The following is an 18960-nucleotide window of genomic DNA, read 5'->3' on the forward strand; positions in this document are numbered from 1 at the left end:
CCCGCCTCAGCGCGACTCGACCCGCCCCACCGACGCCGGGAGCGCCGTCGCGGCCTCGAGCCAGGCCGGATCGTCCGCGTCGAGCGCCGTGCGCAGGTAGGCCGTCGTCAACCGTTGCAGCGCGGCCACCCGCGCCGGGTCCTCGTCCGTCGTCTCCGCCGCCTCGTACCCCGGGATCCCGCCCAGCGAGTGCTCGCCGCCCACCAAGGTGAGCAGGCTCTTGCCCGGCGGGCTCAGGAGGTAGGGGTCGGCCGACCAGTCCGGTCCGCGGGTGCTCAACGCGCTGCTGTCGGCGTCGCCCATGACGACGAGCGCCGGCGCCTTCATCGCGGAGAAGTCGGGGGCGAGCCAGGGGAACATCTCGATCACCCCGGGCCGGAGGGCGTCGCCGCCCCGCCCGGCCGTCGCGAGCAGGACACCGGCCGTCACGCGCGGGTCGGCGAGGTCCTCGCCGTCCACCCGCAACCCCAGCAGCACGCCGGTCGTCTGCCCGCCGAACGAGTGCCCGGCGGCGACGACCCGGTCGTGGTCGACCCGGCCCGCCAGCCCGGGGACGGCGGCCTCGACGACGTCGAGGTGGTCGAGGACGCGCCGCATGTCGTCGACCCGGTGGCGCCAGAACGACCGCCGCCGCGGGTCGTCGTCGGCCAGGCCGAGCGTGCGGGAGTCGAGGTGGGTCGGCGCGACGACGACGAAGCCGTGCGCGGCCCACCAGTCGACGAGTGGACCGTAGGCCCGCGACGACGACCCGAAGCCGTGGGAGAACAGGAGCACCGGCAGATCCGACCCTGTCGTCGGGGCGGAGACCCGGAGCTCGCGCTCCCCCAGCACCACGGGGCTCACCGACACGACGGGTGCGCTCATGGACCCCATTACTAGAACGATCGTTATAGGAAGTCAAGCTGGAGCCCATGGCCGGACGACCGGTGGACCACGAGCACCGCGCAGCGCTGCTCGACGCCGCCGTCGACCACGCCGTCGAGCACGTGTTCTCCGAGCTGTCGTGGCGGTCGGTCGCCGCCGCGCTGGGGGTCTCGACGACGACGCTCGTGCACCACTTCGGCACCAAGGAGCAGATGCTCGAGGCCATCCTCGGGCGGCTGCGCGAGCGCCTGGTCGCGGCGAGCCGCGAGCTGGCGGGCGAGGGCGCCGACCTCGCCACCACCGCGCGGGCCTTCTGGGCCTGGAGCTCCGACGACCACCGCCGGCCGACGTTCAGGCTGTTCTTCGCCGTCTACGGGCGGGCCGTGCAGTCCCCGGAGACCTACACCGGCTTCCTCGAGCAGCTCGGCGCCGACTGGATCGCGATCCTGCGCGAGGCCCAGGGCCCGGACGTCGACGCGGCCGTCGCCACCCGGCGGGCGACGGTCGTCGTCGCCACCCTGCGCGGGCTGCTGCTCGACCTGCTCGCCACCGGCGACCGGGCGCGCGTGGACGCCGCGGCGGAGGAGTTCCTCGCGGGTCTCTAGCGACCGGCCGCCTGCTTGCGCCGACGCTGCAGCAGGACCATCGCCGCGACGATCACGAGCAGGATCGCGGCGCCGCCGACGACGCGCCAGGTGGTGTCCCCGGTGTCGGGCGCGGCGACGGTCAGCGTCGCTTCCATCGGACGTCCGCCGCAGGTCGCCGTCACCGTGACCGGCCCCGGGGCGGCGTCGGCGGCGACCGTCACCGCGGAGAACACCGCCCAGGGCTGGTGCCCGTCGGCGTCGCGCTCCCACGCCCCGCCCGTGACGCCGGGGCCGGTGACCGGGGTCGTCCCGGCCTCCTCGCAGCCCATCTGCGCGCGCAGGGACGTCCCGGGTGCGGCGGGTGCCCCGTCGCCGATCACCAGGCCGGGGTCGGCCAGGGCCGTCCCCCCGCCCACCAGGCAGAGCAGGGCGGCCACCAGCGTCGTCAGCAGCAGGCGCATGGGGTCACCGTCCCACCCCCGACGCCTCCAAAGGGCCAGCGTCACCGCACACGTTCAGGGCGCATCGGCCGCGGGCAGCCACGCGCCATGGAGCAACGCACTCTCGGCGGCCAGGGCCTGCGCGTGTCCGCGCTCGGCCTGGGCTGCATGGGCATGACCTTCGCCTACGGCGGTCAGGACGACACCGAGTCGCGCGCGACCATCGAGCGCGCCCTCGAGCTCGGCGTGACGTTCCTCGACACCGCCGACATGTACGGCCCGCACACCAACGAGGAGCTGCTCGGCTCGGTGCTGCACGGGCGGCGCGACGAGGTCGTCCTCGCCACCAAGTTCGGCAACGAGATCGGCCCCGACGGCACGGGCACGGGGCGGGTCAACGGGCGTCCCGGCTACCTGCGCGGACAGATCGACGGCTCGCTGCAGCGTCTCGGCACCGACCACGTGGACCTCTACTACCAGCACCGCGTCGACCCCGACGTCCCGATCGAGGAGACCTGGGGTGCGCTCGGCGAGCTCGTGGCGGCCGGCAAGGTCCGCTACCTCGGCATCTCCGAGGCCGCGCCCGAGACCATCCGCCGGGCCCAAGCGACGGCGCCGATGAGCGCGGTGCAGACCGAGTACTCGCTGTTCACCCGCGACGTCGAGGACAACGGGGTGCTGGCGACGTGCCGCGAGCTCGGGATCGGGTTCGTGCCCTACAGCCCGATCGGGCGCGGCTTCCTCTCCGGCACGATCCGGCGCACCGAGGACCTGCCCGAGGGCGACTGGCGCCGCAACTCGCCGCGGTTCCAGGGCGAGGCGCTGGAGGCGAACCTGCGGGTGCTCGACGAGGTGAACTCGCTCGCCGAGCGCAAGGGCGTCACGCCGACCCAGCTGGCACTGGCGTGGGTGCTGGCGCAGGGTTCGGACGTCGCGCCGATCCCGGGCACCAAGCGCCGCACCTACCTGGAGGAGAACGTGGGTGCCGCCGACGTCACGCTGAGCGCCGAGGAGCTCGAGGCGATCGAGAAGGTCGCCCCGTCCGGCGTCGCCAGCGGCGACCGTTACCCCGCCGCGGCGATGCGGATGCTGCACCACTGACCGGCCTACGTGAGCGAACTTCGGGGCTATGGCCCCGAAGTTCGCTCACATACTGGCCCGCTCCCGGTCGGTCGTCAGGGCCAGGCCGGCGCGGAGCGCCGAGGCGGCGTCGAGGACGGCGTCGCGGGCGGCCGGGACGACGCCGGCCATCCCCGCGTAGCCGTGCACGAGGCCCGGGAAGCGGCGGGCGGCGACCGGGACCCCGGCCGCCCGCAGCGCGGCGACGAGCTCCTCGCCCTCGTCGCGCAGCGGGTCGAAGCCCGCCGTCGAGACGTAGCAGGGCGGCATGATCGCCAGGTCGTCGACCTCGAGCAGCCCCGTGAGCCGGATCGGTTCGATGCCGTCGGGCAGGTAGTAGCGCTCGAAGACCTCGATGTCGACGGTGCGCAGGCCGAAGCCCTCGGCGAACAGCTCGCGCGAACCGTGCGCCCGCCCGGCGTCGGTGACCGGGTACATGGCCAGCACGAACGCCGCGGTCTCCTCCCGGTGGCGGGCGAGCTGGTGGGCGGCGGTCAGCGCGAGGTTCGCGCCGGCCGAGTCGCCGCCCGCCGCGACGGTCGTGGCGTGGAACTCCTCGCGGTGGGTCAGGACGTGGTGCAGCGCGGCCGCCGCGTCGGCCAGGCCGGCCGGGAACGGGTTCTCGGGCGCGAGCCGGTACTCGACCGAGAGCACCCGCGCGCCGGTCTGGTACGCGAGCACCCGGCACAGCGGCTCGCTCGAGGTGATGCTGCCCAGCGCGAACCCGCCGCCGTGGAAGTGGACGAGCAGCGGCGCGGGTCGCCCGACGGCCTCGGCGGACGTGTAGAGCCGGGCGGCGAGCATTCCGGGCTCGTCGCGACCCGGACCGGCCGGCACCGGGAGCCGCACGGGGAGCGTGGACACGCCCGGGGTCAAGGACTCGGCGAGCCCCGCCGCCCGATCGGTGGCCCGGCGCTGCTCGACGAGCGACGGCTCCTCCCCGCCGGCGAGCATCCCGAGCAGGCGCAGGACGAGCTGGACGTCGAGATCGAGGGTCTGTCCGTCGCGCGTCACGGTCGGACCGGCCAGCAACCGGCGGAGCGGACGGGGGAGAGCGATGAGGGCGCGCAGGATGCGCCGGAGGACGCGGAACATCACCCGGAGAGCCTAGGCGTCCCGGATCGGCCCGACGGAGTGGAGTTGCGGACACTCATCGTCTGCGGAGCCACTCCGCTGACACCTCACCGGTCCGCGTGAGACCCGTCGGCCGGGTAGCGCAGGCGGATCGGACCACGGGCGGTCGCCGGGTCGACGACCTCCCCGCGCTGGGTCACCTCGATCGTGCCGTCGCCGGCCAGCCGCCCGGCGACGCGGCGGGCATCGGGCATGAGGTCGCGCCACGCGTCCGGGTCGACGCGGCGCGCCGCCTCCGACGGGCAGATCGTCTTCCCCGCCGCGCGGTCGTCGAGCAGCGCGACGATCGCGTCGGCGAGCGCCCGGTCCGTGTCGGCCACGACAGTCGGATACCCGTCCCCACGAACGGGGTACCGGGAGAAGGTGAGCGACCCGGTGATCCGTGACGTGACCATCGACGCGCCCGTCGCGCGGGTGCTCGAGGTGGTCGCCGACCTCGAGAACACCGACCGGTGGGCCAACGAGGCGAAGTCGGCGAAGGTGAAGTCCCACGACGACCAGGGCCGTCCGACCCGCATCGTCGTCACCCTCGGGGCCCTCACGTTCACCACCGACGCGACCTACGACGTCAGCTACGGCGACAACTCCATCACGCTGAGCTGCGTCGACGCCCGGCTGATCCGCGAGAGCACGATCGCCTACACCGCCCACGACGAGGGCGCCCGGACGCGGCTCGAGATGTCGTCGACGATGGAGGTCACCGTCAAGGGCGTGCCGCGCTGGGGCCTGCAGCGGGCCATGGGCTCCAGCGCCGAGAAGAACCTCGCGTCGATCAAGAAGGACGCCGAGGGCTGAGCCCCGTGTCAGCGTGGGGGCCTCCCTGACGTTCAACGTCAGTATCGCCACCAGCTCGATCCGCTCAAGATCGTGGTGGGTTTCCTGACGTTCAACGTCAGCGTGGCCGCCAGGCTGACACAGCCGCAGGCCGCTCAGATCACCTTCGCGTCGGCGAGCGCCGTGACGTCCGCGTCCGAGAGCCCCAACTCCGCGTAGACCTCGGCGTTGTGGTGCCCCGGCACCGGCGGGCCGGCCCAGCGCACCTCCCCCGGGGTGTCGGAGAAGACCGGGACGACGCCCGGGCCCAGCACGTCCTCGCCGAACCGCTCGTCGAAGTGCGGCGCCAGCATCCCCCGCGCCCGGAACTGCGGGTCGGCGACGACCTCGGCCGCGGTGTTGATCGGCCCGCAGATGACGCCGGCCTCGTCGAGCACGCGGCGCACCTCGGACGCGGGGAGCGAGCCGACCCAGTCGCCGACGATCCCGTCGAGCTCGTCCTGGTTCTCGCCGCGGGCGTAGTGGTCGGCGTAGCGCGGGTCGTCGGCGAGCTCCGGGCGACCCATCGCCGCGCAGAGCCGCCGGAACACCGTGTCCTGGTTGGCCGCGACGACCAGCCACAGCTCGTCGGCGGTGCGGTAGACGTTCGACGGCGCGATGCCCTCGAGCTTCGTGCCGCCGGGCTGGCGCACGCGGCCGAGCTTGTCGTACTCCGGGATGATCGACTCGAGCACCGCGAGGCACGCCTCGGTCAGCGCGACGTCGACGACCTGGCCGACCCCCGTCACCGAGCGGTGGTGCAGCGCGGCGAGCACGCCCTGCACCGCGACCATCCCGGCCAGCGAGTCGCCCAGCGAGATCGCCTGCCGCGGCGGGGCCTCGCCGGGGTAGCCGTTGATGTAGCGCAGGCCCGAGAGCGCCTCGGCCACCGACGCGTAGCCCGGCTTGTCGGCGTAGGGGCCGGTCTGCCCGTAGCCCGACACGCGCGCGAGCACGAGGCGCGGGTTCACCGCCGACAGGCGGTCCCACCCGAGGTTCCAGCGCTCGAGCGTGCCGGGGCGGAAGTTCTCGACGACGATGTCGGCGCCCTCGACGAGCTGCAGGAACACCTCCTGCCCGCGCCCGGAGCGCAGGTCGAGGGTGATGCAGCGCTTGTTGCGGGCGTGCACGGTCCACCAGAGCCGGTGACCCCGGTAGGACTCCTGCCCCCAGTCGCGCATCGGGTCCTGCCCGCCCGGCGGCTCGATCTTGACGACGTCGGCGCCGTAGTCGGCGAGCAGCCGGCCGGCGAAGGGGCCGGCGACGATCGTGCCCAGCTCGAGCACCCGGAGGTCCGCCAGCGGCCCCTGGCTCACTCCGGCACCGACGTTCGTGCGTACCCGCCCCGGTGGAAGAGCAGCGGCGGGCTGCCGGGCGCGCCGAGGTCGTGCACCGCGCCGACGACGATGTGGTGGTCGCCGCCGTCGTGCACGGCGTGCAGCGTGCAGTCGATCCACGCCGTCGCCCCGCCGAGGATCGGGGAGCCCAGCCCCGAGGTGGTCCACTCGACGCCCGCGAACTTGTCGCCGCCCGAGACTGCGAACGTCGTCGAGAGCGCCTCCTGCTCGGCGGAGAGCACGTTGACGACGAACTTCCCGGTCGCCTCGATCTTCGGCCAGCTCGACGACGAGCGTCCCGGCAGGATCAGCACCAGCGGCGGGTCGAGGGAGAGCGAGGAGAAGGACTGACACGTGAAGCCGGCCGGTCCGTCGGGGGTCGTGCCGGTGACGATGGTGACGCCGCTGGGGAAGTGCCCCAGCACCTGGCGCATCGTCGAGGCGTCGGTGCCCTCGCTCATTCAGTGCCTCCCGGGATGACGGCCGTACCTCCGGAACCGTATTGCTCCCGACCGGACCGCGCCGACATGAGCCCGCCCACGCCGTCGTCTGATCACGCCGACGATCCAGAGCCGTCACGTCTCAGTCGTTCTGTATTCGGCGCTTTCTCGTCCGGGATGGCTTGTGTCACGCTCGTGGCCACACGGTCATCCAGACGTTCAACGTCGAGCGGAGGCAGCGACGATGGAGACGTTCGTCCTCATCACCGGGGCATGGCACGGCGGCTGGAGCTGGCGCCCCGTGGCGACGCGCCTGCGCGCCGAGGGCCACCGCGTCCTCGCGCCGACGCTGCCCGGCCTCGGCATCGACGACGACCCGCGCGGGGTGACGCTCACCGACGCCGTCGACGCGGTCGTGGGTCTGGTCGAGACCGAGGAGCTGCGCGACGTCACCCTCGTCGCGCACAGCTGGGGCGGGTTCGTCGCCTGCGGGGCGGCGCCCGTCATCGCGCCCCAGCTCAAGCGCACCGTGTTCTGGAGCGCGTTCGTCCCCGAGGACGGCGAGTCGCTGATGGACGCCGTGCCCCCGCCCTACCGCGAGCTCTTCACCGGCCTCGCCGCCGCGAGCACCGACGACACGATCACCATGCCGTTCGAGGTGTGGTCGTCGGCGTTCATCCAGGACGGCACGCCGGAGGTCCAGCAGATCACGCACGCCCAGATGGCCCCGCAGCCGTTCGCGACGTTCACCGAGGCGGCGAACCAGAAGCCGTTCCTCGCCCTCGACACCCCGACGGCCTACATCCGCACCACCGACGACATCGCCCTGCCGCCCGGCGAGTGGGGCTGGGACCGGTTCGCGACGCGGCTGGCCGACCCGACGATCGTCGAGACCCCGGGCAGCCACGAGGCGAACTTCACCCGGCCCGCGGAGCTGACCGAGGCGATCCTGCGGGTCAGCAGGTGACGCGGGTCGTCGTCGCCGGGGCCGGCATCGGAGGACTCACGCTCGGCATCGCGCTGGCCCGCGCCGGCGTCACCGTCGAGCTCCACGAGCGGGCCGACGAGCTGCGCGAGGTCGGGGCGGCCGTCGCGCTGTCGGCCAACGGGTCGCGGCACCTCTACCGCCTCGGGGTCGGCGAGGCCCTCGACGCCGTCGCCACGCAGCCCACCGAGCTGATCTACCGCGACGGACGCACCGGGGCGCGGATCGCCGCCCACCCGGGGGGCGACAGCTACCGCGAGCGCCACGGCGCGCCCTACTGGGGCGTGCACCGCGTCGACCTGCAGCAGACGCTCGCCGCCGCGTTCGTCGAGGCCGCGGGGGCGCAGCACCTGCACCTCGGCACGGCGGTCACGGGGGTCGACGCCGACCGCGGCGCGCTCCTGCTCGCGGACGGCACCGAGGCCGTCGGCGACGTCGTGGTCGGTGCCGACGGGGTGCACTCGCTCCTGCGCGACGCCGTCACCGGGCCGGGGACGGGCCCGACCTACACCGGGACCAGCGGGTTCCGGGGCCTCGTGCCGATCGACGCGCTGCCGGGCCTGCCCGACCCCCACGCCATCCAGTTCTGGGCCGGCCCCGGGGCGCACCTGCTGCACTACGCGCTCGGCCGCGACGACGACACCGTCAACTTCCTGGCCGTCCTTTGCGGGCCCGACACCTGGCAGGGCGCGCAGCGGGAGGCACCGGCGGGCGAACTGCTCGACGGGTTCGCGGGCTGGCACCCGGCGGTGCGGGAGATGCTCGCGGCCGTCCCCCAGAGCCCCCGCTGGCCGCTGCTGTCCCAGGAGCCGCTGACGCGCTGGACGCGCGGCCGGCTCGCCCTGCTCGGGGACGCCTGCCACGCGATGCTGCCCCACCACGGCCAGGGCGCAAACCAGGCGATCGAGGACGCCGTGACGCTCGCCCGGCTGATCACCACGCACGATCCCGCCACCGCGCTCGCGGCCTACCCCCGCGAGCGCCGCGCCCGCACTCGCGCGATCGCCGCCAGCGCCTGGGACACCGGGACCCTGCTCCACCTCGACGACGACCACCCGCGGATCGCCGAGCGCGACAAGCGCTTCGCGGGCTACCTGCCCGACCACGCCTGGGTCCACGACCACGACGCCGCCACCACCGCCAGAGGAGCTCTTCCCGCATGACCACCACCAACGACCAGTCGGTCTCCGACGCCGTCACCGCCGGCTCGCACGCCACCGAGTCCGCCCGCGCGGGGCTCTCCAACCTGCGCGGTCAGGGCGCCGGCCAGGTCGACCAGCAGCGCGTGGCCGCCGTCGTCGGCGCCGCGCTGGAGGGCATCCGCGCCGCGATCCGGGACCACCGGGTCACCTACGAGGAGTTCGACGCGTTCAAGCAGTGGCTGATCGCGGTCTCCGACACCGGCGAGTGGCCGCTGTTCCTCGACGTCTACCTGGAGTTCGAGGTCGAGAAGGTCGCCGCGCAGACCCAGCAGGGCTCGGTCGGCACGATCCTCGGCCCGTTCTGGCTCGACGGGCAGGCCCGGCTCACCTCGCCCGCGACGCTGCCGATGCGCGACGACGAGCCGGGCACGCCGATGATCCTGGCCGGCCAGGTCACCTCGACCGACGGCACGCCGCTGCGCGGGGCGACCGTCGACATCTGGCACACCGACGACGAGGGCTGGTACTCCGGCTTCGCCGCGAAGCCGCCGGCCGGCAACCTGCGCGGCGTCGTGGCCTGCGACGACGAGGGCCGCTTCGAGATCCACACCCGCAGGCCCGCGCCGTACACGATCCCGCTCGACGGCCCGACCGGGCAGATGACCCAGGCCGCCGGCTGGAGCCCCTGGCGCCCCGCGCACATCCACCTGCTCGTCGCCGCCCCCGGGCACCGCACCCTGACGTCGCAGCTGTTCTTCACCGGCGACCCCTACCTCGGCAACGACGTCGCCTCGGCCGACAAGCCCGAGCTGACCCTCGACCCGCAGCCGACCGGCCACGGTGACGAGGTGCGCTCCGACCGCGACTTCGTGCTGGAGCCGGGCGACTAGGGAGACGGAGCGAAGCGGAGCTCGACCATGGAGGACGAGTGGAGACGCGCCAGCTGCGCTACTTCGTCGCGGTCGCCGAGACGCGGCACTTCGGGCGGGCCGCCGAGCGGCTGCACATCGCCCAGTCGCCGCTGTCCCAGGCGATCCGGCAGCTCGAGGCGCAGCTGGGCGCTCCCCTGTTCGAGCGCACCACGCGGCGGGTCGACCTGACCGCCGCCGGCGAGGCACTGCTGCCCGAGGCCGTGCGCATCCTCGCCTCGCTCGACGCGGCCCGCGACCAGGTGGGCCGCGTCGCGGCGGGAGCGCTCGGGCGGCTGCGCATCGGCGCGACGGGGCTGGCGACCTACCGGCACGTCCCCGAGATCGTCCGCCGCCTCACCGCCGACCTGCCCGGCCTGGCGCTGGCGTTCACCACCGAGATGCTCACCCCGTCGCTCGAGACCGCACTCGCCGACCACCGCATCGACCTCGCGGTCCTGCGCCCGCCGGTGGGCGACGCGGGGCTCGCCCAGCACGTCCTCGCCCGCGAGCGGCTCGTGCTGGCGGTCCCGGCGGACCACCGGCTCGCGCCAGCCACCTCGAGACCTTCGCCCTTGGCCGATCTCGCCGACCTCGCCGACGACGACTTCGTCGTCTACGCGGCGCCGGGCTCGGTGGTCGGCGAGGCGGCGGCGCGGGCGTGCCGGGCCGCCGGGTTCACGCCGCGTCGCACCCACGACGCCGACCAGACCTCGATCGTCCTGGCGCTCGTCGCGGCCGGGGTCGGCGTGGCGCTGCTGCCGTCATCGGTGCTCGCCGTGACCGTGGAGGGCGTGCGCTACGTGGAGCTGGACGAACAGGAACCCGTGACCACCGACGTCGCCCTGGCCTGGCGGCGCGACGACCCGCAACCGGCCCTGGCGCGCGCCCTCGCCGTGCTGTGCCGCCCCGATCACCCGGAGACCCGACGCGCATGAAGATCACCTCCATTGAGGCCATCCCCCTCGCCGTCCCGTTCCGACGGCCGTTCACCTTCGCGAGCGGGCAGGCCACCGCCGCCGACCATGTCCTCGTCCGGATCACCACCGACGACGGGCTGGTCGGGCACGGCGAGGCCCCGCCGCGCCCCTACACCTACGGCGAGACCGCGAGCTCGATCGTCGCCGCGGTACGGGACCTGTTCGCCCCGGTCCTCGTCGGCGCCGACCCGTTCGCGCGCGAGCGCCTCCGCGCCGACCTCGCCCGCACCGTCGCCAACAACGCCGCCCGCGGCGCCGTCGACGTCGCCCTGTGGGACCTCGTCGGCCAGGCCTGCGGCCAGCCGGTGCACGTGCTGCTCGGGCACGCCGCCGACGACGTCGCGGTCGCCCACATGATCGGGCTCGGCACGCCGTCGGAGATGGTCGCCGACGCCCTCGAGATGAACGACCGGTACGGCGTCGAGGCGTTCAAGGTGAAGGTCGGCCGGGATCTCGCGCACGACCTCGCCGCGGTGCGCGAGCTGCGCCGCGAGCTCGGCGACTCGGTCGAGCTCTACGCCGACGCGAACCGCGGGTGGGACGCCGACACCGCCGTCGTCGCCGCCCGCCGCCTGGCCGACTTCCACGTCACCATGCTCGAGGAGCCCAACCCCGCCGACGACGTGCTCGGGCGCCGCCGGATCGTGCGGTCGAGCCCGATCCCGATCGTCGGCGACGAGTCCACGATCACCCTCGGCGGGGTCGCCCGGTCCCTGGTCGACGGTGACTCGCAGGCGATCAGCGTCAAGGTCGCGCGGACGGGGTTCACCGACTCCGCCAAGATCGTCGGGCTGTGCGAGGGCCTCGGCGTCAGCACCATGGTCGGCAACCAGATCGACGGCATGCTCGGCACCGTCGCGTCGACGGCGCTCGCCTGCGGCCTGCGCTCGCTGGCCCGCCACCCCGTCGAGGTCACCAACTTCCTGCTGATGACCGACGACGTCCTCACCGAGCCCCCGTCGATCGTCGACGGCCGTGCCGCCGCCCGCCAGGAGCCCGGCCTCGGTGTCACGATCGACCCCGACAAGCTCGCCCGCTACCGCGTCGACACCTAGTTGTCAGCCTGGCGGCCACGCTGACGCTCAACGTCAGGAAATCCCCCACCTCGAACCAGGAGCACCCCGTGCAGTTCCTCGTCCGCATGGACGTCCGCCTCCCCCACGACATGCCGCAGGACGTCGCCGACGACCTCCGCGCCCGAGAGAAGGCGCGCGCCCACGAGATCCAGGCCTCCGGCAGGTGGCCGGAGCTCTGGCGCGTGGTCGGGCAGTACGCGAACGTCAGCCGCTTCGACGTCGAGTCGGGCGACGAGCTCCACCAGCTCCTGACGAGCCTGCCGCTGTTCCCGTACATGCAGGTCGAGGTGACGGCGCTGACCGTGCACCCGTCGAAGCTCGAGTCCTGATGAACGGAAGCCCACGGTTCGCCGCCCCCCGACGCCGGGCACGGTGAGGGCGTGAAGCTCCATCACGTCGCCGAGGGTCCCGCCGACGGACCGCCGCTGGTGCTGCTGTGCTCGCTGGGCAGTACCGTCGACATGTGGGCGCCGCAGCGCGCCGAGCTCGCCGACGAGTTCCGGGTGATCTCCCTCGACACCCGCGGGCACGGCGGCTCCCCGGTGCCCGACGGTCCGTACCACGTCGAGGACCTCGCGCGCGACGTCCTCGAGACCCTCGACGACCTCGGCATCGAACGGGCCTCCTTCGCCGGCGTCTCGCTCGGCGGGGCGATCGCGCAGTGGATCGGCCTGCACGCCCCCGAGCGCGCCTCGACGCTGGCGATGCTGTGCACCGCGGCCCGCTTCCCCAACGCCGACACCTTCCGCGACCGGGCGCAGAAGGTCCGCGCGGAGGGCACGGCGGCCATCGCCGACGGCGTCGTCGCGCGCTGGTTCACCGACGACTTCGCCGACGCGCAGCCCGACACGGTGGCGCGGATGCGCGACCAGATCGCCGCCACCCCGGCCGAGGGCTACGCCGGCTGCGCCGAGGCGGTCGCCGCGTGGGACGTCGTCGACGACCTCGGCGGCATCGCCGTCCCGACGCTCGTCGTCAGCGGCGTCGAGGACCCGGCCACGCCGCCGGAGCACCAGCAGATCCTCGCCGACGGCATCCCCGGTGCCCGCCTCGAGTCCGTCACCGACGCCGCGCACCTGGCGTCGTTCCAGCGGCCCGAGGTCGTGACGCCGCTGCTGCGCGAGCACGCGAAGGGAGCATCGTGACGATCGACAAGACCGTCGCCTCGGCCGACGAGGCCGTCGCCGACATCACCGACGGGGCCTCGCTCGCGGTCGGCGGGTTCGGCCTGTCCGGCGTCCCGATCGTGCTCATCGACGCCCTCTCCCGCGGCACCGCGACCGACCTGCACGTCGCGTCGAACAACTGCGGCACCGACGGCTGGGGCCTGGGCATCCTGCTCGAGCAGCACCGTATCGCCCGCGTCGTCGCCTCCTACATCGGCGAGAACAAGGAGTTCGGGCGCCAGTACCTGGCCGGCGAGCTCGAGGTCGAGCTGACCCCGCAGGGCACCCTCGCCGAACGGATGCGCGCGGCCGGCTCGGGCATCCCCGCCTTCTACACCCCCGCCGGCGTCGGTACCTGGGTCGCCGACGGCGAGATGCCGTGGCGCTACGCCCCCGACGGCTCGGTCGCGATCACCTCGCCACCCAAGGAGGTCCGCGAGTTCGACGTGGACGGCCAACGGGTCCCGTTCGTCCTCGAGCTCTCCCTGGTCTGCGACTTCGGGCTCGTGCGCGCGGCCAAGGGCGACCGGCACGGCAACCTCGTCTTCCACCGCTCGGCGCGCAACTTCAACCCGCTCGCGGCGATGGCCGGGCGCACCACGATCGCCGAGGTCGAGGAGCTCGTCGAGCCCGGCGAGATCGACCCCGACGACGTCCACGTGCCCGGCATCTTCGTCCACCGCGTGGTCGAGCTGACCGCCGAGCAGGTGCAGAACAAGCACATCGAGAAGCGCACCGTCAGGGAGACCCCGTGAGCCTCACCCGCGAGCAGATGGCCGCCCGCGCCGCGCGCGAGCTCACGAACGGCTCCTACGTCAACCTCGGCATCGGGCTCCCGACGCTGATCCCGAACCACCTGCCCGACGGCGTCGACGTGCTGCTGCACTCGGAGAACGGGCTGCTCGGCGTCGGCCCCTACCCGACCGAGGACGAGGTCGACCCGGACCTCATCAACGCCGGCAAGGAGACCGTGACCGTCCGCGAGGGCGCCTCGTTCTTCGACTCCGCGCTGTCGTTCGGGATGATCCGCGGCGGCAAGGTCGACACGGCCGTGCTGGGCGCCATGCAGGTCGCGGTCACCGGCGACATCGCGAACTGGGCGGTGCCGGGCGCGATGGTCAAGGGCATGGGCGGCGCGATGGACCTCGTGCACGGCGCCCGCCGGGTGCTGGTCGTCATGGAGCACGTGACCAAGAAGGGCGCGGCCAAGCTCGTCGAGTCGTGCTCGCTGCCCCTGACCGGGCGCGGCGTCGTCTCCCGCGTCATCACCGACCTCGCCGTCGTCGACGTGACCCCGAGCGGCTTCGTCCTGCGCGAGCTCGCGCCGGGCGTCACCGCCGAGGAGGTCCGCGAGCAGACCGGCGCGCCGCTGGCCGACGCCGACGACCTGACCGAGATCGCCGCCTGACCTGGACACCTGACCTGGACACCGGATCTGGACGCCTGATCTGGACGCCGGCCGAACCCGACGCTCGCACAACGCACACCTCGCGGCGTCTGCTTGTCGTCCACCAGGGTCACGCGCATATTGGGCCCCCTTCCGGCGGGACCCCACCACCACCGATCCCCGCCGGTCGACCACCCATGATCACGAACCGCGACCTGACAGTGATCCCCGGGCGGGCCGCCCGCATGGTGCTCGACGGCCTCCGGCCCGCCCGTTCCGCGCCGGAGGTCGTCGGCGGGGCCGTCGAGACGGCGCTGCTGGACACCGACGGCGTCATCGTCTGGGTCGACGACGCCTGGCGGGACTTCTGCACCGCCAACGGCGGCGATCCCGCCCGCGCCGGCGCCGGCCGGTCCTACCTGGCCCTGTGCGACGAGGCGGCAGCCACCGACGGTCACAGCGCGACGGTGGCCGCGGCGATCCGGACGGCGCTCGGCGGGGACCTCCCCGCCCCGGCGCGCGTCGAGGTGCCCTGCCACGCGCCGTCGCGCCCGCGCTTCTTCGACGTCCTGGTGTCCTCCCGGCGCGACGACCGCGGCCGCGTGCTCGGCGCGACCGTGACGCTCTCGCCTACTCCTGGGCCCGCGTCACCACGTCCTCGAGGGCCTCGGGGTTGCGCAGCGCGTCCTTGCTGACGGCCTTCTCCGGCGCGGTGCCGGCGAGGATGCGCTTGACCGGCACCTCGGACTTCTTCCCGTTCAGCGTGCGCGGGATGTCGGCGACGAGCAGGAACCGGTCGGGCACGTGACGCGGTGAGAGCTGGGTGCGCAGGGCCTTCTTGAGCTGCGGCTCGACGTCGTCGAAGCCCACGCCCTCGGCGAGCACGAGGAAGCACAGCAGCTCCCCGCCGTCCCGGGCGCCCTCCAGCCCCGAGGTGTCGATGACGAGCGAGTCGAGCACCTCGTCGAACGACTCGACGACCTCGTAGAACTCGGCGGTGCCCATCCGCACGCCGCCGCGGTTGAGCGTCGAGTCGCTGCGGCCGCGGATGACGCACGAGCCGCGCGGGGTGATCCGGAGCCAGTCACCGTGACGCCAGATGCCGGGGAAGTCCTCGAAGTACGACTCGGTCATGCGGCTGCCGTCGGGGTCGTTCCACAGCATCACCGGCATCGACGGCATCGGCCGGGTGATGACGAGCTCGCCGACCTCGTCGACCACCGCGTTGCCCTGCGGGTCGAACGCCTCGACGGCGCACCCGAGCGCGCGGCAGGAGATCTCGCCGCGCCACACGGGCACGGTCGGTGCGACGCCGACGAACGCGGCGCAGGTGTCGGTGCCGCCGGAGACCGAGGCGATCTGCACCCCGTCACCGACGGCGTCGCGGATCCAGTCGAAGCCCTCGGGCGAGAGCGGCGAGCCGGTGGACCCGACCGCGCGGATCGCCGAGAGGTCGAAGGCGTCCTTCGGTCGCAGCCCGGCCTTGAGGCACGACTGCACGAACGACGCCGACGTCCCGAACACGGTGACGCCCTCGTCGGCGGCCATCTTCCACAGCACGTCGAGGTCGGGGTGGCCCGGGCTGCCGTCGTAGGCGACGACCGTCGACCCCACCAGGAGCCCCGAGATGAGCAGGTTCCACATCATCCAGCCCGTGGTGGTGAACCACGTGAACCGGTCGCCGGGACCGAGGTCGTGCTGGAGGGCGAGGGACTTGAGGTGCTCGACGACGATGCCGCCGTGCGAGTGCACGATCCCCTTCGGCAGCCCGGTGGTGCCCGAGGAGTAGAGGATCCACAGCGGGTGCTCGAAGGGCACCGGGTCGACGGCGAGCGGGGCGTCGCCGTCCTGCGTGAACTCCGCCCAGCCGACGACGTCGTCCCCGTCATCGACCCGGTCGGCCCAGGCGCCGTCGACGAGGTAGTCGATCCCGACGGTGGCGCGCAGCGTCGGCAGCTGGCCGCGCAGCTCGGCCACCGTGGCGCGGATGTCGTAGGACTTGCCGTTGTAGAGGTAGCCGTCGACGACGACGAGGACCGACGGCTCGATCTGCGCGAACCGGTCGACGACGGCGCGCGGCCCGAAGTCCGGCGAGCACGACGACCACGTCGCGCCCAGCGAGGCGGCGGCGAGGAACGCGACGAGCGTCTCGACGCAGTTCGGGGACAGCGCGACGACCCGGTCGCCCCGGCCCACCCCGAGCGCCACCAGCCCGGCCCGCGCGCGGGCGACGTCGGCCCGCAGCTCGCCGTAGGTGCGCGCGACCCGGCGCCCGTCCTCACGCACCGCGACGATCGCCGTGTCGCCGTCCGCGCCACCCTCGGCCGGCCACAGCGCGTGCTCGGCGTAGTTGATCGTCGCGCCCGGGAACCACTCCGCGCCCGGCATCGTCTCGGCGCCCAGCACCTCACGCGGGGCGTCGTGGAAACGCACGCCGAGGAACTCCACGACCGTGCCCCAGAAGGCCGGCAGGTCGGACGTCGACCACTCCCAGAGCTGGTCGTACGTGTCGACCGTCACGCCGTGCTCGGAGGCGACCCGCTCGGCGAACGCCGTGATCCGCGCGTCCCGCACCGTGGTCTCGTCGGGTCGCCAGAGGATCTCGGGTGCGTCGTCGCTCATGCCCCCGTTCTATCCCTCAGCGGACGGTGAGCACCAGCATCCGCGCCTCGACGCCGACCCCGCTGCGGTAGGGCGCGGTCTCCGCCGAGACGAGCTCCGTCACGCCCTGGCCGACCAGTCGGTCGACCTCGGCGCGATAGCCGCCGGACTCCCAGATGTCGTCGAGGATGGTCGCCACGACCCAGCCCTCGGGGCGGGTGACGCGCACGAACTCGGCGAGCACCGCCGGGCCGACGTGACCGTGGGTGAGCGTGCCGACGCAGACCACCGCGTCGTACTCGTCGGCCGCCGTCGGCAGCGCGCGGGTGAGGTCGACCGGCTGCAGCGAGCGGTAGGCGCCGGTGGCGCGGGCCTGCTCGAGCATGCCTTCCGAGACGTCCATGCCGTCGATGACGCGGACCCCTCGCTCGGCGAGCGCGGCGCCGACGAGACCCGTGCCGCAGCCGGCGTCGAGGACGGTGACGTCGGGACCGGCGACGCGCACGAGGGTCTCGGCGGCCAGCGCCGGGGCGACGTAGCCCTGGCTCGCGTCGGCGAGGTCGGCGTCGTAGTGCTTCGCCCACTCGTCGTAGAGGGCGCGGGCGTCGTCCGGGCCGCCGAGGCGGTACGCCCGCTCGACGTAGGTGTTGTCGCCGGACGGGGTGGTGGGCTCGGTCATGGTCCGAGTGTCGTATGTGAGCGAACTTCGGTGCTATACCCCCGAAGTTCGCTCACATAGGCTGAGCACGTGCAGAACCTCTTCCGCCGACGCTGACACCGGGCCCCGCGCAGGTCGCGGGTCCCCCGCGGGTTCGGCGCCCGGGTCGTCGCCGTCGAGGCGCTCGGCCAGTTCGTGCCGCTCTACCCGCTCTACGCGCTGCTCTTCGCCGACCACGGCCTGTCCGACGCGGCGATCTCGGCGCTGTTCGCGCTGTGGTCGGTGACCACGCTCGTCCTCGAGGTGCCCTCCGGCGCCTGGGCCGACGTGAGCTCGCGACGCCGGATGCTCGCGGCCGCGGCCGTGCTCTCGGCCGCCGCCTTCGCGCTGTGGGTGCTCGTCCCCAGCACGGCGGTGTTCGCGCTCGGGTTCGTGCTGTGGGGGGTCGGCACCGCGCTGTCGTCCGGGACGCTCGAGGCCCTGACCTACGACGCGCTCGCCCGGTGGGAGGCCACCGAGCGGTACGCGACGCTGATGGGCCGCGCCCGCGCGGGCTACCTCGCCGCCACGCTCGGCGCCACCGCGCTCGCCGCGCCGCTCGTGACCGTCGGCGGCTACGTGCTCCCGGGCCTGGTCGGGGCGGGCGCGTCGCTGGCGAGTGCCGCCCTCGCTCTCACGCTGCCCGAGGAACCGCGCGGCCGGGGCCTGCGCGCCGCGACGTCGGGCGCCCTGGCCGACTGGTGGGCGACGCTGCGCGAGGGGGTCGGCGAGGTCTCGCGGACCGCCGTCCTGCGCCGTGCGGTGGTGACCACCGCCCTGCTCACCGGCCTCATGGCGCTCGACGAGTACCTGCCCCTGCTCGCCGCCGCGCACGGGGCGACGCCGGCGGTGGCGGCCCTGGTGCTCGCGGGGGTCGGCGTCGCCGAGTCGGTCTGTGCGGCGCTCGCCGGCCGGGTGGCGCGGGCCCGCGGGCCGGTGCTCGGCGGGCTGCTGGGCGCCGCGGGGATCGCGGTGGGGGTCGGGGCGCTGCTGCCGCTCGGGCCAGGCTTCGTGCTCGTCGGCGCGGGGTGGGGTGTGCTGCAGATGCTGCTGGTCGTCGTCGAGACCCGCGTGCAGGACGCCGTGGCGGGCGACGCGCGGGCCACCGTCACCTCGATGGCCGGGCTCGGCTCGGAGGCCGTCGCGCTCGGGGTGCTCGCCGCCGTCGGGACGGGCTCGGTGTGGTTCGCGCTCCCGACGCTGTTCGCCGCGCTGACCGTCCCCCTTCTGGTGACCGCGGTACTGGTGGGGCGGCAGTGACCGTCCGGGTCTGGTCGAACCCGC

22 protein-coding genes are annotated in these 18960 nt (G+C 73.9%); 14 read left to right on the top strand and 8 right to left on the bottom strand.

Annotated features, from left to right (window positions below; genetic code table 11):
* Window positions 1-6: 6 nt before the first annotated feature.
* A complete protein-coding gene (locus WCD41_RS07160; protein ID WP_337712713.1) occupies window positions 7-864 on the bottom strand; it encodes an alpha/beta hydrolase family protein in 858 nt (285 codons plus the stop codon).
* 47 nt (window positions 865-911) lie between these two features.
* On the opposite strand from WCD41_RS07160, the gene WCD41_RS07165 reads away from it, so the two are divergent.
* Complete coding sequence (locus WCD41_RS07165; protein ID WP_337712714.1) at window positions 912-1469, top strand: TetR/AcrR family transcriptional regulator; 558 nt, start codon at window positions 912-914, stop codon at window positions 1467-1469.
* Here the strand turns inward: WCD41_RS07165 and WCD41_RS07170 are convergent.
* A complete protein-coding gene (locus tag WCD41_RS07170) occupies window positions 1466-1912 on the bottom strand; it encodes an LPXTG cell wall anchor domain-containing protein (protein ID WP_337712715.1) in 447 nt (148 codons plus the stop codon). The two genes, WCD41_RS07165 and WCD41_RS07170, sit on opposite strands and share 4 nt — an antisense overlap.
* 87 nt (window positions 1913-1999) lie before the next feature.
* On the opposite strand from WCD41_RS07170, the gene WCD41_RS07175 reads away from it, so the two are divergent.
* Window positions 2000-2992 (top strand): aldo/keto reductase, encoded by a 993-nt coding sequence (locus tag WCD41_RS07175; RefSeq protein ID WP_337712716.1) that lies wholly within the window; start codon window positions 2000-2002, stop codon window positions 2990-2992.
* 45 nt (window positions 2993-3037) lie between these two features.
* Here WCD41_RS07175 and WCD41_RS07180 read toward each other — a convergent pair whose 3' ends face one another.
* Entirely contained in the window at window positions 3038-4105 is a 1068-nt protein-coding gene (locus WCD41_RS07180; protein WP_337712717.1) for an alpha/beta hydrolase, read from the bottom strand.
* Between the two features lie 86 nt (window positions 4106-4191).
* On the bottom strand, window positions 4192-4464 hold the full coding sequence (locus tag WCD41_RS07185) for a DUF3253 domain-containing protein (protein WP_337712718.1): 273 nt from the start codon (window positions 4462-4464) through the stop codon (window positions 4192-4194).
* A gap of 55 nt (window positions 4465-4519) precedes the next feature.
* Between WCD41_RS07185 and WCD41_RS07190 the strand changes: the two genes are divergently transcribed.
* Window positions 4520-4939 (top strand): SRPBCC family protein, encoded by a 420-nt coding sequence (locus WCD41_RS07190; RefSeq protein ID WP_337712719.1) that lies wholly within the window; start codon window positions 4520-4522, stop codon window positions 4937-4939.
* A 134-nt stretch (window positions 4940-5073) separates the two neighbouring features.
* Here WCD41_RS07190 and WCD41_RS07195 read toward each other — a convergent pair whose 3' ends face one another.
* Together WCD41_RS07195 and WCD41_RS07200 are read right to left on the bottom strand one after the other, a co-directional pair.
* On the bottom strand, window positions 5074-6273 hold the full coding sequence (locus WCD41_RS07195; RefSeq protein ID WP_337712720.1) for a CaiB/BaiF CoA transferase family protein: 1200 nt from the start codon (window positions 6271-6273) through the stop codon (window positions 5074-5076).
* Window positions 6270-6755: a flavin reductase family protein gene (locus WCD41_RS07200; protein ID WP_337712721.1), complete on the bottom strand. Its 486-nt coding sequence runs from the start codon at window positions 6753-6755 to the stop codon at window positions 6270-6272. Before WCD41_RS07200 ends, WCD41_RS07195 begins: the two co-directional genes overlap by 4 nt.
* A gap of 223 nt (window positions 6756-6978) precedes the next feature.
* On the opposite strand from WCD41_RS07200, the gene WCD41_RS07205 reads away from it, so the two are divergent.
* The 10 genes from WCD41_RS07205 to WCD41_RS07250 all read left to right on the top strand — a co-directional run bounded on the left by WCD41_RS07205 (window position 6979) and on the right by WCD41_RS07250 (window position 15073).
* On the top strand, window positions 6979-7701 hold the full coding sequence (locus WCD41_RS07205) for an alpha/beta fold hydrolase (protein ID WP_337712722.1): 723 nt from the start codon (window positions 6979-6981) through the stop codon (window positions 7699-7701).
* On the top strand, window positions 7698-8882 hold the full coding sequence (locus tag WCD41_RS07210) for an FAD-dependent monooxygenase (protein WP_337712723.1): 1185 nt from the start codon (window positions 7698-7700) through the stop codon (window positions 8880-8882). The genes WCD41_RS07205 and WCD41_RS07210 overlap by 4 nt, the downstream gene beginning before the upstream one ends.
* Window positions 8879-9751 carry a dioxygenase family protein gene (locus tag WCD41_RS07215; RefSeq protein ID WP_337712724.1) on the top strand — a complete coding sequence of 291 codons (873 nt, stop codon included), beginning with the start codon at window positions 8879-8881 and terminating at the stop codon, window positions 9749-9751. Before WCD41_RS07210 ends, WCD41_RS07215 begins: the two co-directional genes overlap by 4 nt.
* A 38-nt stretch (window positions 9752-9789) precedes the next feature.
* Window positions 9790-10707, top strand: coding sequence for a LysR family transcriptional regulator (locus WCD41_RS07220; RefSeq protein WP_337712725.1), 918 nt, complete (start codon window positions 9790-9792; stop codon window positions 10705-10707).
* On the top strand, window positions 10704-11804 hold the full coding sequence (locus WCD41_RS07225) for a mandelate racemase/muconate lactonizing enzyme family protein (protein ID WP_337712726.1): 1101 nt from the start codon (window positions 10704-10706) through the stop codon (window positions 11802-11804). The genes WCD41_RS07220 and WCD41_RS07225 overlap by 4 nt, the downstream gene beginning before the upstream one ends.
* Window positions 11805-11872: 68 nt before the next feature.
* Window positions 11873-12154 carry a muconolactone Delta-isomerase gene (gene catC, locus WCD41_RS07230; protein WP_337712727.1) on the top strand — a complete coding sequence of 94 codons (282 nt, stop codon included), beginning with the start codon at window positions 11873-11875 and terminating at the stop codon, window positions 12152-12154.
* A gap of 51 nt (window positions 12155-12205) precedes the next feature.
* A complete protein-coding gene (pcaD, locus tag WCD41_RS07235; protein ID WP_337712728.1) occupies window positions 12206-12970 on the top strand; it encodes a 3-oxoadipate enol-lactonase in 765 nt (254 codons plus the stop codon).
* A gap of 2 nt (window positions 12971-12972) precedes the next feature.
* Window positions 12973-13746 (top strand): CoA transferase subunit A, encoded by a 774-nt coding sequence (locus tag WCD41_RS07240; RefSeq protein WP_337713337.1) that lies wholly within the window; start codon window positions 12973-12975, stop codon window positions 13744-13746.
* Window positions 13743-14399 (top strand): CoA transferase subunit B, encoded by a 657-nt coding sequence (locus WCD41_RS07245; RefSeq protein WP_337712729.1) that lies wholly within the window; start codon window positions 13743-13745, stop codon window positions 14397-14399. The genes WCD41_RS07240 and WCD41_RS07245 overlap by 4 nt, the downstream gene beginning before the upstream one ends.
* 176 nt (window positions 14400-14575) lie before the next feature.
* Entirely contained in the window at window positions 14576-15073 is a 498-nt protein-coding gene (locus WCD41_RS07250) for a PAS domain-containing protein (protein ID WP_337712730.1), read from the top strand.
* Here WCD41_RS07250 and WCD41_RS07255 read toward each other — a convergent pair.
* Together WCD41_RS07255 and WCD41_RS07260 are read right to left on the bottom strand one after the other, a co-directional pair.
* Complete coding sequence (locus WCD41_RS07255) at window positions 15009-17000, bottom strand: acetoacetate--CoA ligase (RefSeq protein WP_337712731.1); 1992 nt, start codon at window positions 16998-17000, stop codon at window positions 15009-15011. The genes WCD41_RS07250 and WCD41_RS07255 overlap by 65 nt on opposite strands.
* A 16-nt stretch (window positions 17001-17016) precedes the next feature.
* Entirely contained in the window at window positions 17017-17658 is a 642-nt protein-coding gene (locus WCD41_RS07260; RefSeq protein WP_337712732.1) for a class I SAM-dependent DNA methyltransferase, read from the bottom strand.
* A gap of 174 nt (window positions 17659-17832) precedes the next feature.
* On the opposite strand from WCD41_RS07260, the gene WCD41_RS07265 reads away from it, so the two are divergent.
* The gene (locus tag WCD41_RS07265; protein ID WP_337712733.1) at window positions 17833-18936 is read left to right on the top strand and encodes an MFS transporter; all 1104 of its coding nucleotides are present in this window, start codon (window positions 17833-17835) and stop codon (window positions 18934-18936) included.
* The last annotated feature ends 24 nt before the right edge of the window (window positions 18937-18960 follow it).

The sequence above is a fragment of the Actinomycetospora aeridis genome (assembly GCF_037400275.1).
Taxonomy (GTDB): domain Bacteria; phylum Actinomycetota; class Actinomycetes; order Mycobacteriales; family Pseudonocardiaceae; genus Actinomycetospora; species Actinomycetospora aeridis.

Excerpts from the sequence above, each read along its gene's own strand:
- WCD41_RS07160 (WP_337712713.1), bottom strand. The coding sequence starts at position 864 with ATGAGCGCACCCGTCGTGTCGGTGAGCCCCGTGGTGCTGGGGGAGCGC.
- WCD41_RS07215 (WP_337712724.1), top strand. The coding sequence starts at position 8,879 with ATGACCACCACCAACGACCAGTCGGTCTCCGACGCCGTCACCGCCGGC.
- WCD41_RS07255 (WP_337712731.1), bottom strand. The coding sequence starts at position 17,000 with ATGAGCGACGACGCACCCGAGATCCTCTGGCGACCCGACGAGACCACG.
- WCD41_RS07205 (WP_337712722.1), top strand. The coding sequence starts at position 6,979 with ATGGAGACGTTCGTCCTCATCACCGGGGCATGGCACGGCGGCTGGAGC.
- WCD41_RS07180 (WP_337712717.1), bottom strand. The coding sequence starts at position 4,105 with ATGTTCCGCGTCCTCCGGCGCATCCTGCGCGCCCTCATCGCTCTCCCC.
- WCD41_RS07200 (WP_337712721.1), bottom strand. The coding sequence starts at position 6,755 with ATGAGCGAGGGCACCGACGCCTCGACGATGCGCCAGGTGCTGGGGCAC.
- WCD41_RS07225 (WP_337712726.1), top strand. The coding sequence starts at position 10,704 with ATGAAGATCACCTCCATTGAGGCCATCCCCCTCGCCGTCCCGTTCCGA.
- WCD41_RS07170 (WP_337712715.1), bottom strand. The coding sequence starts at position 1,912 with ATGCGCCTGCTGCTGACGACGCTGGTGGCCGCCCTGCTCTGCCTGGTG.
- WCD41_RS07250 (WP_337712730.1), top strand. The coding sequence starts at position 14,576 with ATGATCACGAACCGCGACCTGACAGTGATCCCCGGGCGGGCCGCCCGC.
- WCD41_RS07175 (WP_337712716.1), top strand. The coding sequence starts at position 2,000 with ATGGAGCAACGCACTCTCGGCGGCCAGGGCCTGCGCGTGTCCGCGCTC.
- WCD41_RS07260 (WP_337712732.1), bottom strand. The coding sequence starts at position 17,658 with ATGACCGAGCCCACCACCCCGTCCGGCGACAACACCTACGTCGAGCGG.
- WCD41_RS07165 (WP_337712714.1), top strand. The coding sequence starts at position 912 with ATGGCCGGACGACCGGTGGACCACGAGCACCGCGCAGCGCTGCTCGAC.